At 72.2% G+C, this 14,792-nt stretch carries 13 protein-coding genes and 1 pseudogene; 9 read left to right on the forward strand and 5 right to left on the reverse strand.

What is annotated here, in order from left to right; genetic code table 11:
* Positions 1–65: 65 nt before the first annotated feature.
* The 8 genes from SY2F82_RS32750 to SY2F82_RS32785 all read left to right on the forward strand — a co-directional run bounded on the left by SY2F82_RS32750 (position 66) and on the right by SY2F82_RS32785 (position 8,170).
* Entirely contained in the window at positions 66–1,427 is a 1,362-nt protein-coding gene (locus tag SY2F82_RS32750) for a wax ester/triacylglycerol synthase family O-acyltransferase (protein ID WP_200421899.1), read from the forward strand.
* 326 nt (positions 1,428–1,753) lie between these two features.
* Positions 1,754–3,229, forward strand: a complete 1,476-nt coding sequence (locus tag SY2F82_RS32755) for an SDR family oxidoreductase (protein ID WP_200421898.1) — start codon at positions 1,754–1,756, stop codon at positions 3,227–3,229.
* 99 nt (positions 3,230–3,328) lie between these two features.
* The gene (locus SY2F82_RS32760) at positions 3,329–3,562 is read left to right on the forward strand and encodes a hypothetical protein (protein WP_200421897.1); all 234 of its coding nucleotides are present in this window, start codon (positions 3,329–3,331) and stop codon (positions 3,560–3,562) included.
* Between the two features lie 172 nt (positions 3,563–3,734).
* Complete coding sequence (locus SY2F82_RS32765; protein ID WP_200421896.1) at positions 3,735–4,466, forward strand: DNA polymerase beta superfamily protein; 732 nt, start codon at positions 3,735–3,737, stop codon at positions 4,464–4,466.
* 427 nt (positions 4,467–4,893) lie between these two features.
* Positions 4,894–5,073, forward strand: a complete 180-nt coding sequence (locus tag SY2F82_RS32770) for a hypothetical protein (RefSeq protein ID WP_200421895.1) — start codon at positions 4,894–4,896, stop codon at positions 5,071–5,073.
* 53 nt (positions 5,074–5,126) lie between these two features.
* Positions 5,127–5,609, forward strand: a complete 483-nt coding sequence (locus SY2F82_RS32775) for a GNAT family N-acetyltransferase (protein WP_200421894.1) — start codon at positions 5,127–5,129, stop codon at positions 5,607–5,609.
* Positions 5,610–5,715: 106 nt separating this feature from the next.
* Positions 5,716–6,600, forward strand: coding sequence for an SDR family oxidoreductase (locus SY2F82_RS32780; RefSeq protein ID WP_200421893.1), 885 nt, complete (start codon positions 5,716–5,718; stop codon positions 6,598–6,600).
* Between the two features lie 43 nt (positions 6,601–6,643).
* Entirely contained in the window at positions 6,644–8,170 is a 1,527-nt protein-coding gene (locus tag SY2F82_RS32785; protein ID WP_200421892.1) for an FAD-dependent oxidoreductase, read from the forward strand.
* 112 nt (positions 8,171–8,282) lie between these two features.
* On the opposite strand, the gene SY2F82_RS32790 is transcribed toward SY2F82_RS32785, so the two are convergent.
* The 4 genes and pseudogenes from SY2F82_RS32790 to SY2F82_RS32805 form a co-directional block, all read right to left on the reverse strand.
* A complete protein-coding gene (locus SY2F82_RS32790; protein ID WP_200421891.1) occupies positions 8,283–8,651 on the reverse strand; it encodes a TraR/DksA C4-type zinc finger protein in 369 nt (122 codons plus the stop codon).
* Positions 8,652–8,685: 34 nt separating this feature from the next.
* Positions 8,686–9,874: pseudogene (locus tag SY2F82_RS32795) on the reverse strand (alcohol dehydrogenase catalytic domain-containing protein).
* 118 nt (positions 9,875–9,992) lie between these two features.
* A complete protein-coding gene (locus SY2F82_RS32800; RefSeq protein WP_200421890.1) occupies positions 9,993–12,281 on the reverse strand; it encodes a catalase in 2,289 nt (762 codons plus the stop codon).
* A 178-nt stretch (positions 12,282–12,459) separates the two neighbouring features.
* Positions 12,460–12,633: a hypothetical protein gene (locus SY2F82_RS32805; RefSeq protein ID WP_200421889.1), complete on the reverse strand. Its 174-nt coding sequence runs from the start codon at positions 12,631–12,633 to the stop codon at positions 12,460–12,462.
* A 242-nt stretch (positions 12,634–12,875) separates the two neighbouring features.
* Between SY2F82_RS32805 and SY2F82_RS32810 the strand changes: the two genes are divergently transcribed.
* Entirely contained in the window at positions 12,876–13,295 is a 420-nt protein-coding gene (locus tag SY2F82_RS32810; protein WP_200422145.1) for a CBS domain-containing protein, read from the forward strand.
* Positions 13,296–13,303: 8 nt separating this feature from the next.
* Here the strand turns inward: SY2F82_RS32810 and SY2F82_RS32815 are convergent, their stop codons facing one another.
* Positions 13,304–14,680 carry an amidase gene (locus SY2F82_RS32815; protein WP_200421888.1) on the reverse strand — a complete coding sequence of 459 codons (1,377 nt, stop codon included), beginning with the start codon at positions 14,678–14,680 and terminating at the stop codon, positions 13,304–13,306.
* Positions 14,681–14,792: the final 112 nt, after the last annotated feature.

Below are 14,792 nucleotides of genomic sequence, written 5' to 3' on the forward strand. Positions count from 1 at the left end.
CTTGACCGTAATCGTCTGTCGGAGGTTGACTCGTGCTTCCCTCATCGTCGACGCGAGGCAAGCCATTGACTTCTGACCTGCTCGCACCACTCGACCTGGCGTTCTGGAACATCGAGTCCGCCCGGCACCCCATGCACCTCGGTGCCCTCGGCGTGTTCTCCTGCCACTCGCCGACCGCGGGCGCCCATGCCGCGGATCTGCTGGCGGCCCGCGCCGCCGCGGTCCCGGGACTGCGCATGCGGATCCGCGACGTCTGGCTGCCGGACGTACGCCTGCCGCGCGACCTCGCCGCCGCGCGCCTCCCGCTCGCCCTGGGCGGCGCGACCCGGGAGCCCGATCCCGACTTCGACCCCCTGCGCCATGTGCGGCTGCACGCGCCCACCGCCGACTTCCACGCCGAGGCCGGGCGGCTCATGGAGCGCGCGCTGGTGCGCGGCCGGCCGCCGTGGGAGGCGCATGTGCTGCCGGGGGAGGACGGCACCTCCTTCGCCGTGCTGTTCAAGTTCCACCACGCGCTCGCCGACGGGCTGCGCGCGCTGACCCTCGCGGCCGCCGTCATGGACCCGATGGACATGCCCGAGCCCCGGCCGCGCCCGCCGGAGCCCGCCCGGGGCCTCCTGCCCGATGTGCGCAGGCTCCCGGGGCTGCTGCGCGGCACGCTCGCCGACGTGGGGCGCGCTCTCGACATCGGCACCTCCGTCGCCCTGTCCACCCTCGGCATGCGCTCCTCGTCCGCGCTCACCTCCGAGCCCAGCGGCACCCGCCGTACGGCCGGTGTCGCCATCGACCTCGACGATGTGCACCGGGTGCGGAAGTCGGCGGGCGGCACCGTGAACGACGTGCTGATCGCGGTCGTCGCGGGCGCCCTGCGGCGCTGGCTGGATGAGCGCGGCGACGGCAGCGCGGGTGTCGAGCCGCGCGCGCTCATCCCGGTGTCCAAGCGCCGGCCGCGCACCGCGCACCCACAGGGCAACCGGCTCTCCGGCTACCTGATACGGCTTCCGGTCGCTGATCCGGACCCGCTGGAGCGGCTGCGGACGGTCCGTACGGCCATGGACCGCAACAAGGACGCCGGGCCCAACCGGGGCGCGGGCGCCGTCGCGCTGCTCGCCGACCATGTGCCGGCGCTGGGGCACCGGCTGGGCGGACCGCTGGTCAGCCAGGCCGCACGGCTCTGGTTCGACATCCTGGTCACCAGCGTGCCGCTGCCCAGCCTCGGGCTGAGGCTCGGCGGCAACCCGCTCGCCGAGGTCTACCCGCTCGCCCCCCTGGCCCGCGGCCAGTCCCTGGCGGTGGCGATCTCCACGTACCGCGGCCGCGTCCACTACGGGCTCGTCGCGGACGGCCGGGCGGTCCCGGACCTGGAGCGCCTGGCCCGGGCGGTCCCGGACGAGGTCGAGACACTGCTGGCGGCCTGCCGCATCTGAACGGGGACGGACGCGTTGGTCCCGGCATCCCGAGTGGTGCCGGGGCACGTGTCCGCGGTGGTGGGCGGCCCGCTCGTCGGCGGGGTCCTCCCGGCTCCGCCGCCCCCGCTACCGGTCCCGTTTCCGGGGGCTGCGCCCCCGGGCCCCCGCCGTCGGCCCACGGCCTCGTCCTCGAACTTCCGGCAAGCTCTTCGAGCCGGGGGACCCCAGAAGTGCTGAAGTGATCATCGCGGGTTTGGTGACCCGCCCCGCCGCTCCGTAAAATTCCCCGTTCGAAAGCGAGCGCGGTCGGAGCGCTGCGCGGGAGAGCGAGGAACGGCAGCGCGATGACGGTGACACAGGACGGCCCGGCGGCCATGGACGAGGTGGCGTACGGGCCCGGCATCGACCCGGAGCGTCTCGCCGTCTGCCTCAGTGTGCTCGAGGAGCTGGACAAGCTCGACGTCGACCACCCCGACGCGATCAAGGTGCGCCGCGCCACCTCGCACATCTACCGCACGGTCAAGCAGCGCCGCCGCCAGGAGCGCCGTGCCGCCAAGACCGCCCACGACAAGGCGGTCACCGAGGCCACCGCCACCGGCTCCGCGCAGCGCATCGACGACGAGACCGAGGGCATCCTGCCGTCCTCGGCCACCGAGGCCGGCCGGATCGCGGGGATACTCCAGCGCCCCCGCTCCTGCTACGTGTGCAAGACCCGCTACGTCGAGGTCGACTACTTCTACCACCAGCTCTGCCAGAAGTGCGCCGCCGAGAACCGGGCCCGCCGCGACGCCCGGGCCGACCTCACCGGCAAGCGCGCCCTGCTCACCGGTGGCCGCGCCAAGATCGGCATGTACATCGCGCTGCGCCTGCTGCGCGACGGCGCCCACACCACGATCACCACGCGCTTCCCGAACGACGCGATCCGCCGCTTCAAGGCCCAGCCCGACAGCGACGAGTGGATCCACCGGCTGAAGATCGTCGGCATCGACCTGCGCGACCCGGCCCAGGTGGTGGCGCTCGCCGACTCGGTCGCCGCCGAGGGACCGCTGGACATCCTGATCAACAACGCGGCGCAGACCGTGCGCCGCTCCCCGCAGGCCTACAGCGAACTCGTGGCAGCCGAGTCCGCCCCGCTCCCGGCGGGCGAGCTGCCGGCCGCCGAGGTCATCGGCACGTTCGGCTCCGGGGCCGTGGCCGCGCTGCCCGTGGCCGGCGGCGGCGCGCTGACCGCGCAGGACGTCACCGACCTCGCGCTGGTCTCCGGCTCGGCGTCCCTGGAACGCATCGCCGCCGGTACGGCCATCGACGCGGGCGGCCTCGTCCCCGACCTGCACGACACCAACAGCTGGGTGCAGACGGTCGAGGAGGTCACGCCCATCGAGCTGCTCGAGGTCCAGCTGTGCAACTCGACGGCGCCCTTCATCCTGATCAGCCGCCTGCGCCCGGCGATGGCGGCGTCGCAGGCCCGCCGCACCTACATCGTGAACGTCTCCGCCATGGAGGGCGTCTTCAGCCGCGGCTACAAGGGCGCCGGCCACCCGCACACCAACATGGCCAAGGCCGCCCTGAACATGCTCACCCGCACCAGCGCCCAGGAGATGTTCGAGAAGGACCGCATCCTGATGACCGCCGTCGACACCGGGTGGATCACCGATGAGCGCCCGCACCCGGACAAGGTGCGCCTGGCGGACGAGGGCTTCCACGCGCCGCTCGACCTCGTCGACGGCGCGGCCCGGGTATACGATCCGATTGTGCGCGGCGAACAGGGCGAGGACCTGTACGGCGTCTTCCTGAAGGACTACGCGCCGGGGAAGTGGTGAGCCCGGAAGCGGCCCGAAGGCGGTGACGCGGCGCCCTTGACGCGTCATCCGGCGCCGGCCGGGAACTCGTCCTCGACGAGCACCGCGCAAGGAGGTCCCATGTCCACTCCACATGAGATCGATCCCCGCGCCGCCGGTGATCCCCGCAACGTCTACCCGAGCGACGAACAGTTCTACATGTCCGATCGTCCGGCGGACTGCGTCCTGCCGGAGGACCGGCCGCGCGGCGGCGGCCCCACCGAGCCGGTGAAGCACCGCAGCACCTGGGCCACCGTCATGATGATCGTCGGCATCATCCTGCTGATCCTGTTCGGGATCGCGCTGTTCCCCTGAGCGACCGCCTGTCCCGTACGGCGTGCGCCCCGGAGGCGGAGGCCCCGGGGCGTACGTGCGAAAACCCTTCGCCGTGGTGCCGCCCCTGCGGTTAACGCCCCGCCATGACCTCGAGTCCCCACTGACCGCGGCCGTCCCGGCGCAGCGTGAGAACCAAGGGAGGCGGGCGACCGTGACCGTTCCGAACGTCCTGCTGTCCGGCATCGTCGGCTCGACCGCGTACGGGCTCGCCCACGAGGGATCCGACGTGGACCGGCTCGGCCTGTTCGCGGCGGCCACGGAGCGGCTGCACGGACTGCACCCGCCCAAGGAGTCCCACGTCTCCACCGCCCCGGACCGCACCCTGCACGAGGCCGCGAAGTGGTGCCGGCTCGCGCTCGGCGGCAATCCGACCGCGACGGAACTGGTCTGGCTCCCGGACGAGTTGTACGAGGTGCGCACCGCGCTCGGCGAGGAGCTGATCGGCATCCGGGCGTCCTTCCTGTGCGCCAAGCGGGTCCGTGACGCCTATCTCGGCTACGCAACCCAGCAGTTCCGCCGCCTGGAGGCCCGAGCGGACGGCTCCCTCTCCGCCGACACGCGCAGACGCACCGCCAAACACGCCCGCCACCTCAAGCGGCTCTGCCACCAGGGCCTGGAGCTGTACACCACCGGGCGCCTGACCCTCCGCGTGGAGAACCCGCAGGAGTACCACGAGTTCGGGGAGCGCGTCGCCGCCGACCCGACGGCCGCGCTGCCCCTGCTCCGCTACTACGAGAACGCCTTCGGCGAGGCGCGCGCCGCGCTGCCGGAACGGCCCGACGAGACGGCCGTCGAGGCATGGCTGCGCCGTGTCCGCGCCCACTTCTACGCGCCCGGTGCGCAGGCCGCTTGTCCGTTGCCGGTCATCAGCGGATCAGGGTGAGCTCGCGTATCGGCCAACGGGACCTGAACCGAGCACCGTGAGCGCCGGTCCGTACACCTGCCGTACCGGTGAGCAGTTCGAGGAGGGGACCGAACGGGTGGCCGCGAACCATGTTGAACGCCGCCAAAACGGCGGAAAGCGCGACCGTTGGAAGCCGTACGACTCAAGACAGTTACACGCTTGTTTCAGCCCCATCGAGCGGGAGCCCGCTCATTTGGTTAACCTGAGGTGTACGGACAGCCATTGGGGTCCTACCCACACCCACGGTCCGTCCTGGAACAGGCCGGTCACCACGGCCTGCTCCCGCACGAGTTGCCGGCGCCACCGCGTCCGACCTTTCTGACTCATACCCGACCGGACGTCGAGGGCACAGCGGCACACTGGACCGGAACGTCCTGAGGGTTACCCGACACATAAGGAGTGCGCGGTGACACCGGAGAAGACGACGCATCACGAACAGCGCCCCAAGGAACGCACGGAGCGCGGGGGCCGTCGTACCGAGAAGAAGCTCGGCAGCCTGGACGTGTGGGCCCGTTCCGCCCCCATCCGGCTGGCCGGCTACGAGGACGACCTCGCCGAGCCGCACATCCTGCCGAGTGTGGACTGACCCGTCGGCCCCGTCGTGATCGCTGACGGCATGGGCGTGCCAGACTCACGCCCATGCTGATCAGAGCAGCCGCGGCCGGCGACTGGCCGCGCATCTGGCCGTTCTGGCACCGGATCGTCGCCGCCGGGGAGACCTACACCTGGGACCCGGACACTTCTGAGGGGGCGGCCCGCGCCCTGTGGATGGCGCCGGCCAAACGCGTGTACGTCGCCGAGGACGACACCGGAGCGGTCGTCGGCTCGGCCTACGTGACGCCCAACTACGGTGGCCCCGCGGCCGGTATCGCCAACGCCGGTTTCATGGTGGACCCCGACCACGCGGGACAGGGCATCGGCCGCGCTCTCGCCGAGTACATCCTGGCCGCGGCCAAGGCCCAGGGCTACCGGGGCATGGTCTTCAACGCGGTCGTCGAGACCAACCCCGCGGTGGCGCTGTGGACGTCACTCGGGTTCGCGATCGTGGGCACCGTTCCGGACGCGTACGACCATCCCCGGTTCGGGAGGGTGGGCCTGCACGTCATGTACCGGGCGCTGTAGGGACTCTCTCAGTCGAATATATGTGCGCGAATGATGTGTTCGATGCGTCTGTTTCGATGCGTCCGTGCATGTGTCGATCCCGTCCGGCGGGGGGACTCGGCGCACCGTGAACGACAACGCACCTCAGCACCCCGGACAGCAGCATCCCCAGCCGGAGTTCCCCCAGCAGGACCAGCCGCATCCGGGCTGGACCGGCCCCATGGACCCGCCGCCGGACCACGGGGAGGAGTCGTACCGCGGCAGCGGCCTCCTCACGGACCGGAAGGCCGTCATCACCGGCGGCGACTCCGGGATCGGACGCGCCGTCGCGCTCGCCTACGCGCGGGAGGGCGCGGACATCCTGTTCACCCACCTGGAGCAGGAGAGCGGCGAGGCCCGTGAGACGGCGCGTCTCGTGGAAGAGGCGGGCCGCAAGGCGGTCCCGGTGTCCTGCGACATCCGTGACGAGGAGCAGTGCGACCGGCTGATCGAACGGGCGCTCTCCGAGTTCGGACGCATCGATGTCCTGGTCAACAACGCGGCGTACCAGATGGCCCAGTCCGACGGCATCCAGGCCATCACCACGGAGCAGTTCGACCGGGTGATGCGGACGAACCTGTACGGGATGTTCTGGCTCTGCAAGAAGGCTCTGCCGCACATCCCGCCCGGCGGATCGATCATCAACACGACGTCCGTCCAGGCGTACAAGCCCAGTCCGCACCTGCTCGACTACGCCACGACCAAGGGCGCCATCGTCACCTTCACGCAGGGGCTGGCGCAGATGGTCGCCTCCGACGGCATCCGGGTGAACGCGGTGGCCCCGGGGCCCGTGTGGACCCCGTTGATCCCGGCCACGCTCCCGGACACCACCAATTTCGGCAAGCAGGCACCCCTGGGCAGGCCCGCCCAGCCGGCCGAGATCGCTCCCGCGTACGTCTTCCTCGCCTCCCAGCACGCGAGCTACATCACCGCCGAGATCGTCAACGCCACGGGCGGCACGCCACTGCCCTGACCGGCCGCGCTTCGACGGCCCGCCCCGGGGAACTCGGTGCGCCATGAGTGACCACACCGGCACGCAGACGTCGTACTGGATCGAAACGGCACCCGGGGTTCCCCGGCCGGCCCTCACCGAGGACATCACCGTCGACGTGGCCGTCGTCGGGGGCGGGGTCGCGGGCCTGAGCACCGCCTGGGAGGTGGCGCGCGGCGGCCGCAGCGTCGCCGTGCTGGAGGCCGGACGCCTCGCCGAGGGCGTCACCGGGTACACGACCGCCAAGCTCTCCGCGCTGCACTCCCTCGTCTACCAGCGACTGCGCCGCACCCGGGGCGCGGACGGCGCACGCCTGTACGGCCGTTCCCAACTGGAGGCGATCGGCCGCGCCGCCGAGCTGGTGGACGAACTCGGCATCGACTGCGACTGGGAGACCGCACCGGCGTTCACCTACGCGACGGACCACGACCGTGTGTCCGAGCTGCGCGCCGAGGCGGAGGCCGCGCGGGAGGCGGGGCTGCCCGCCGAGTTCGTCACCGACATGGATCTGCCGTTTCCCGTGGCGGGCGCGGTCAGGGTGGCCGACCAGGTGCAGTTCCACCCGCGCAAGTACCTCCTCGCGCTCGCCGAGGAGCTGGCGCGCGGCGGCGGGCAGCTGTACGAGCACACCCGCGTGGTCGGACTCCACGAAGGCGAGCCCTGCCGTCTGACCACCGAGGCCGGGCACACGGTCACCGCACGGGACGTCGTGGTGGCCACCCATTACCCGATCTTCGACCGCGCGATGCTCTTCGCCCGGCTCTCGCCGCGCCGCGAGGTCGTGCTGACGGCACCGATCGACGCCGGACGCGCGCCGCGGGGCATGTACATCACCCCCGAGGAGAACACGCGGTCGATCCGCACCACCCCCTACCAGGACGGCACGCGTCTGCTGATCGTCACCGGCGAGCACTTCACCCCGGGCACCTCCGACACAGGGGAACACCTCACCCGACTGGCCGACTGGGCCACCGAGCACTTCGGGCCCCTGGAGTTCAGGCACCGCTGGGCCACCCAGGACAACGACTCCTCGGACACCGTGCCGCTGGTCGGGCTCCTGCACCCGGCGAGCCGCCACACCTACGTCGCCACGGGCTTCGGCGGCTGGGGGCTCAGCGGCGGTGTCATGGCGGGGCTCCTGCTGTCCGCGCTGATCGACGGGCGCGAGCCGCCGTGGGCGCAGTTGTACGACCCGCGCCGGGTCGGCACGGTCCTGAGGGAGGCGCCCGCCTTCCTCAAATACCAGGCGAAGGTCGCCCAGCACTTCGTGGGTGATCGTGTGGCGCCGTTCATCGGCGGCGGCTCGGTCGACGACGTCGCCCCGGGAGACGGCGCGGTACTGCGCGTCGGCGGCCATGTGTGCGCCGTGTCCCGGGACGACTCGGGGCAGCTGCACGCCGTGTCGGCGCGCTGCACCCACCTGGGCTGCCTCGTCGCCTTCAACCGCGCCGAGCAGGCGTGGGAGTGCCCCTGCCACGGTTCCCGCTTCGACACCGACGGACGCGTCCTGCAGGGCCCGGCCGTACGGCCGCTGGAGCAGCGGGACGTCTGACGACGCCCCTGGGGTACCGGGCGCACGCCGGCCGCGGTTCGGGCGTCGGACGGGGACGCACGGGACGGGGACGGGCGGGACAGGGACGCACGGACGGGGACGGACGCAGGCTTCACATGCCGGCGTCCGTCCCCGTCCGTGCGCAGGCGATGCAGCGGTCCGTGTGGGGCACCGCCAGCAGTCGGTCGCGGCCGATCTCGCCGCCGCAGGCCGTGCACCGGCCGAAGTCGGGCGCCCCCACCCGGGACAGGGTGGTGAGGATCCGGTCCAGCAACGTCCGGGCGCGCTCGGTGTCCGTGCGCAGGCTTTCGAGGGCGGCCGTCTTCGCGCTCGCGTCGCCCGCGTCCAGGTCGCAGTCCGCGGACAGGGCGGACATCTGCGCCTCGGCCGCCGCGAGCTCCACGCGCAGCGCGTCCGCCTCGGCGGTCAGCCGCTCGGCGATGTCACGCAGGTCGTCGGTCGACAGTTCCGTCGTCGGCATGGGTACGTCACCTCGGGTTCCGTCCTCGGGGCGGTCACGGCTTGAGCAGGGTCTTGATCATGCCGTCTTCCTTGGCCTGGAACATCGCGTACGCCTTGGGGGCGTCCTCCAGCGGCATGGCGTGCGTCTTGAAGCCGTCCACGCCGAGGGGGTCCTCGTCCGTGAGCAGGGGCAGGATGTCCTCCACCCAGTTCCAGACGTTCGCCTGGCCCATGCGCACCTGGACCTGCTTGTCGAACATGGTCAGCAGGGGCACGGGGCTCGCGGCCCCGCCGTACACCCCGGAGATCGACAGGGTGCCGCCGCGGCGTACCAGGTCGATGGCCGTGTGCAGGGCCCCCAGCCGGTCCACTCCCGCGTGTTCCATCAGTGGTTGCGCCACCGCGTCGGGCAGATGACCGGTGAGCCACTGCGCGGCCTTGGCGAACGGCGCGCCGTGCGCCTCCATGCCGACGGCGTCGATCACGGAGTCCGGCCCCCGCCCGTCGGTCAGCTCCCGCACGGCCTCGGTCAGGTCCTTTCCGCTGTGCCGGCGGAGGTCGAAGCAGGTGACTCCGTGCGCCGCGGCGCGCTCCAGCCGCTCGTCCACCAGGTCCACGCCGATGACCAGACCGGCGCCCCGGTGCCGGGCGATCCTGGTGCACATGTCGCCGATGGGCCCGAGGCCGAGGACGGCCACGCTGCCGCCCTCCGGCACCGCCGCGTACTCCACCGCCTGCCAGGCGGTCGGCAGCACGTCGGACAGGTACACATAGCGGTCGTCCGGGCGGCCCCTCGGGCACCTTGATGGGCAGCCTGTCGCCGAACGGCACCCGCATCAGCTCCGCCTGCCCGCCCGGCACCTGTCCGTACAGCTTGGTGTACCCGAACAGGGAGGCGCCGGTGCCGCGCTCGCGGACCTGGGTCGTCTCGCACTGCGAGTGCAGGCCCTGGTTGCACATGAAACAGTCACGGCATGAGACGTTGAACGGGATGACCACCCGGTCGCCCGGCTTGAGCGTGCGAACCTGCGGCCCGACCTCCTCGACGATGCCCATGGGTTCGTGGCCCAGGACGTCACCCTGGTCGATGTACGGACCGAAGAGCTCGTACAGGTGGAGGTCGGAACCGCAGATGCCGCTGGACGTGACCCTGACGATGATGTCGTCGGGCTTCTCGATCCGGGGGTCGGGGACGGTCTCCACGCGGACGTCGCGTCGGCCCTGCCAGGTCAGTGCTCGCATGTTCTGCTCCTCCGGTCTCACCGCATGGCGGGATCGCACCGGTCTTCCGAGTACCGGGCTCCCGGTCCGAGTCCCCGGGGCGCCCGGTTCGACACACCGACGTGGGGGCCGGCGACGGTCACACCCGGGAGGCGAACCGCTCCCACACGCGGTGCTTCGTCAGCAGCCCGGAGATCTGCTGGAGCGCGCCGGAACCGGTCTGGGCGGTCACCACTCCGGGAGCGTCCGTGGGCACACCGGCCGCCTGGAGCGCGGCCTCGGCGCCGGCCCAGCCACCGATCGCCTTGCCGTGCCGGAAGGCCTCCGCCAGCATCAGCAGCACCCGGGGATCGACGCTGCCGTCGGCTCCGGGCTCCCCGGCCTTCGCGTCGCGTGCGCCGTACGCGTCGGGGGCGGGCGCCGGAGCGCCGACCACCAGCACGGCGTCGTACTCGACGGACCGGGCGGTGGCGAAGCTGCGCTGGACGGAGATGGGCTCGCCGTCCGGGTCGAGCTTGCCGCCGGTGGGAGCGATGACCAGCGGCACCATGCCCGCGGTGAACACCGCGTCCCGCACCGTGCGCAGACCGTCCAGGTCGGTGCTGCCGTCGGTGACGACGCCGATGACGCGCCCGTCCAGCGGCCAGGTCTCGCCCACCTGCGACAGGGCGGGGCTGGGGTCGACCGCGACGATCGGCACGGTGGCCTCGGGCGCGGGCAGGCCGAGGCCGGCGGCGACCTGTGCGCACAGCTCGGGGTCGATGTTGGCGAGTACCCGCAGCCCTCGTTCCTTGACGGCCTGTTCGTAGCATTTGCCGAGTTCGAAGGTGTAGGCGGCCACCAGGTGCTCCCGTTCCACCGGGCTCAGGCTCAGCCAGAACATCCTCGGCTGGGTGAAGTGGTCCGCGAAGGACGCCGGCGCCGTGCGGGACTTCGTCGCCTCGGGGATCCGCACCGGGGCCTCGACGTACGCGTGGTCGCCCGTGCCCGCAGAGCCGTCCGTGCCGGCAACGAACGGGCAGCCGCCGTCGAGGGAGTTGGGCCGGTAGGGGGCCACCCCGGTGTGCACGGCGGTCTGGTGCATGCCGTCGCGCAGCATGTCGTTCACCGGGGCGTGCGGGCGGTTCACCGGGATCTGCGCGAAGTTGGGTCCGCCCAGGCGGGTGATCTGGGTGTCCAGGTAGGAGAAGAGGCGGCCGGCCAGCAGCGGGTCGTCGGTGATGTCGATGCCGGGCACGAGATGACCGGGGTGGAAGGCGACCTGCTCGGTCTCGGCGAAGAAGTTCGACGGGTTGGCGTTCAGCGTGAGCAGACCGACCGGCTGCACCGGTGCCAGTTCCTCGGGGACGATGTTCGTCGGGTCCAGCAGATCGATACCCTCGAAGGTCTGTTCGGGAGTGTCCGGGAAGGTCTGGATGCCCAGCTCCCACTGCGGATACGCGCCCGCCTCGATCGCGTCGGCCAGGTCGCGCCGGTGGAAGTCAGGGTCCGTGCCGCCGATGAGCTGGGCCTCCTCCCACACCAGGGAGTGCACGCCGAGCTTCGGCTTCCAGTGGAACTTCACCAGTGTGGTGGCGCCCTCGGCGTCGACCAGCCGGAAGGTGTGGACGCCGAAGCCCTCCATCATGCGGAACGAGCGCGGAATGCCCCGGTCGGACATGTTCCACATCGTGTGGAACGTGGCCTCGGTGTGCAGGGTGACGAAGTCCCAGAACGTGTCGTGCGCGCTCTGTGCCTGCGGGATCTCCCGGTCGGGGTGCGGCTTCGCGGCGTGGACGACGTCCGGGAACTTGATCGCGTCCTGGATGAAGAACACCGGGATGTTGTTGCCGACCAGGTCGAAGACACCTTCACCGGTGTAGAACTTGGTCGCGAAGCCCCGGGTGTCGCGCACCGTGTCGGCCGACCCCCGGGAGCCGAGCACCGTGGAGAACCGTACGAACACCGGTGTCTCGGCGTCCCGCTGGAGGAAGGCCGCCTTGGTGACGTTCGCGGCGGTGCCGTAGCTCTGGAACACGCCGTGGGCCGCGGCGCCGCGGGCGTGGACGACGCGCTCGGGGATGCGCTCGTGGTCGAAGTGGGTGATCTTCTCGCGCAGATGGTGATCCTGGAGCAGGACGGGCCCGCGCTCACCGGCCTTCAGGGAGTGGTCCGTGTCGTACAGGCGGTTGCCCTGCGCGGTGGTGAGGTAGGGGCCGCCCTGGGCCCGCGCCGTCGGGTCCGCTTCCGTGGGGCGGCCGGTCGGGCTGATCGCGGCCGGGGCCTCCTGGTCGGGCTTGGGCGGCAGCGGCGGCCTTGGCTCGGTGGGCTCCGCCACCTCGGGCGGCTCGGCGCCGGGCCTGCCGGGGATGCCGCCCTCCGCCTGCCCGTCGCCACTCAGCGCGTCGACCACCTTGTCCTTGATGCCTTTGACCGGGTTCTCGCTCATGTGGTTGCCGCCTTCCGGGCGTCTCGTCCACGCGGCGAAACGGGCCGCGGAGGGGGACGCCCTCCCGTGCCCATGGGGAAGCGCCGCGCGCTCGCGTTCGCTTGCCCCGCCTGGGTACCCACGCCCTCGTCGGTGAAGCGTGTACGCGGCAGCCAAATGGCCCGGCTGTTCTCCGGCCTCAGTCCTCGCCCCGGACGATGTTTCCCTCGGGGTCGCGGCGCGGCCAGGGCCTCTTCCCGTCGTCGACAGCCGGCACACAGGTGCGCAGGCGGTTGTCGCGCAGGCGGCGGGCCTGCGCCCAACCGGTCTCGGGCGAGCGGACGGCGGGCTTCTCACTTGGCTGTGCGGTCACGGCAGTTCATCTTCCTTCTGCATCCTCGAGCGCCGGACCTCATCTCACCGGGGCCTCACGGCGCTTGCTGACCGAGTCCCCAGGGACGGCGCGCGGAAACGGGCCGCCGTGAGGTGCGCAGCCTTTCTGCGGAACGCCCCGTGCGCATCGCCCGAAACGGCCGGGTGAGGCGTCGGGTTCGCCGGGTACCCGGCGGCCGAGCGCGGTGACCGGCACCGCAGCGTTGCGCGAAGGGAGACATGATGGCCCAGCACGTACGCGACATCATGACCGCCGCACCCGTGACGGTCGGACCGCAGACCCCGGTGGCGACCGTGGCCCAGGTGATGCGCGACCAGAACATCGGCGCGGTCCTCGTGACGGAGGGCGACCGGCTGCGCGGGCTGGTCAGCGACCGCGACCTGGTGGTCCGCACGGTCGCGGAGGGAGCGGACCCGCGGGAGACCACGGTGGATCGCGCGTGCAGCGGCGACCTGGTCACCGTGAGCCCCGAGGACGAACTGGACCGCGCGCTACGGCTGATGCGCGAGCACTCCGTGCGCCGTGTCCCGGTCGTCGAGAACGGGGAGCCCGTGGGTATCGTGTCCCTCGGCGACCTGGCCATCGAGCGGGACCCGGAGTCGGCGCTCGGTGACATCAGCGTCGCGAAGTCCAACCGGTAGGACGGGTGTCAACCGGCCGGTTCGGAGCGTGTGGCACCGCCCCGGCCCAGCGGGGCGGTGCGCCGCCAGGGCCCCAGGGACTCCAACTGGCCCGCCACCGCCAGCAGTTCCCGCTCCGAGCCCGGCCGTCCCACCAGTTGCACCGCGCAGGGCGCGCCGTTCGGGAGGGTGCCGAACGGGACCGACATCGCCGGCCAGCCCGTGAGGTTCCAGGGCGGGGTTATGGGGGAGTAGGCGGTGTTCGTCAGCACGTTGCGCAGCCAGCCGCGCTCGTGCCAGGCATCGGCGACCGGGCCGCGACGGGCGAGCGCCGGGGTGAGCAGCACGTCGTGCGCGGCGAAGAACGGTTCGAGGAGCCGACGCAGTTGCTCGCGCCGGTCACCGGACCGCACGCTCCCGACGAAACGCCGCCCCACCGCCGCGTGCACCCGGGTGCGCCGGGCCAGCCGCCGCGGATCGAGGTCCTCCGCGTCCACCGAGGTACCCGCCGTCCAGTGCGCCAGCGACGTCGTGCCCAGCCACCAGGGGTACGGCGGCTCGTCCGGCCGCACGTCGTGACCGGCCCTCGACAGCAGTGCCCCCGCCGCCCGGGCCGCGTCCGCGTACGGGCGGCTCACCGTGACGCCGAGCAGGGGGCTGCGCAGGGAGAGCGCGACCCTGCGTGGCGCGGTCCTGGGCGCGTGATCCTGTCCTGTCCCCGCCAGGACGTCGAACATCAGCCGTGCGTCCTCGACCGTCGTCGCCAGCGGCCCGTTCTCGGACATGCCGAACCAGTCGCCGTTGCCGATGCCCGCGGGGATCACGCCGTGGCCGGGCTTGATGGTGACGAGGCCGCAGTTCGCGGCCGGGATGCGCAGCGACCCCATCCCGTCGTTGCCGAGCGCGACCGGCACCATCCCGGCGGCCACCGCCGCCGCGCTGCCGCCGGAGGAGCCGCCCGCCGTGCGCGTCAGGTCCCACGGGTTCCGGGCGGTCCCGTGCACCCCTTCCGTGGTGCCGAAGACGCACAGCTCCGGCACGTTGGTCAGACCGACCACCACCGCGCCCGCCGCGCGCAGCCGGGCCACCGTGACATGGTCCCGCTCGGCGGGCGTGTCGGGGGTCGCGGCCGAGCCGTTGCGCGCCGACTCGCCGCGCACCGCCAGATTGTCCTTGACCGCCAGGGGAACGCCGGCCAGCGGCAGATCGGCCAGGTCCGCGCGTGCCGCGACCTCGTCGGCCTCGGCGAGCGCCGCCTCCGTGCGGACCCGGCGGAAGGCGCCGACGCGGCCGTCCAGCTCCTCGATCCGCGAGAGGTGCTCCGCCGCCACCTCCCGCGGGGTGACCCGCTTCTCCCGTACGGCGGCTGCGATCTCGGCGGCGGTCCGGCCGACCCAGCTGGTCACGGGCGCTCCCTGTCGGTGCTCGGCGTGGTTGGCGCATGGGCGTACTGGCGAGTACGAGCAGCACTCTGCCGTGCCGGCGGCGCCACGTCGAGAGCCCGGGGGAGACCTGTCA

Origin of the sequence: Streptomyces sp. Y2F8-2, assembly GCF_014905555.1 — a bacterium.
Taxonomy (GTDB): domain Bacteria; phylum Actinomycetota; class Actinomycetes; order Streptomycetales; family Streptomycetaceae; genus Streptomyces; species Streptomyces cynarae.